Below are 597 nucleotides of genomic sequence, written 5' to 3' on the forward strand. Positions count from 1 at the left end.
GTCGTCCAGAGGTCGCGGGCGAGGGCCGTCTCGACAGTGATATCCTCGGCGAACGTGCGGCGGATCAGGCGCACCGTCGACGTCACGATGTCGTTGAGGTCGGTGAGCAACGGCCTCAGAGGTTGCTTGCGCGAGAAAGCGAGGAGCTGACGGGTCAGCTCCGCGGCGCGTTGCGCGGCCCGGTCGATCTGATGAACGCGGTCGAGGGCACTCTTCGGTACGGCTTCGTCGTCGATGATGGTGTCGACGTTGGCCAGGATGACCATCAGGATGTTGTTGAAGTCGTGGGCAATGCCGCCGGTCAGCTGGCCGACCGCCTCCATTTTCTGCGCCTGGCGCAGTTCGTTCTCGGTGCGGTTGCGCTCGGTCAGGTCGTGGATCACGCCGACATAGATCGGTTCGCCGCCGACGATCGTCTCGCCGACCGCCAGATGCATCGGGAAGGTCGAGCCGTCCTTGCGGCATCCCGGCACTTCGCGGGGGCGCCCGATGGTTTTGCGGATGCCGGTGTCGAGATAGTTCTGCAGGAACTGGTCGTGTCCGGAGCGCAGCGCGACGGGCAGCAGCCTCTTGATGTTCTGGCCGATCACTTCGGCG

At 65.0% G+C, this 597-nt stretch carries 1 protein-coding gene; it reads right to left on the reverse strand.

Going from position 1 to position 597, the window contains the following annotated elements; all coding sequences use genetic code 11:
• Window positions 1–597 (reverse strand): PAS domain S-box protein (locus DNK89_RS23665; protein WP_153064342.1); only part of this gene is annotated, 597 nt, incomplete at both ends.

Origin of the sequence: Acidovorax sp. ST3 (genome assembly GCF_003231145.1) — a bacterium.
Taxonomy (GTDB): Bacteria; Pseudomonadota; Gammaproteobacteria; order Burkholderiales; family Burkholderiaceae_C; genus Acidovorax.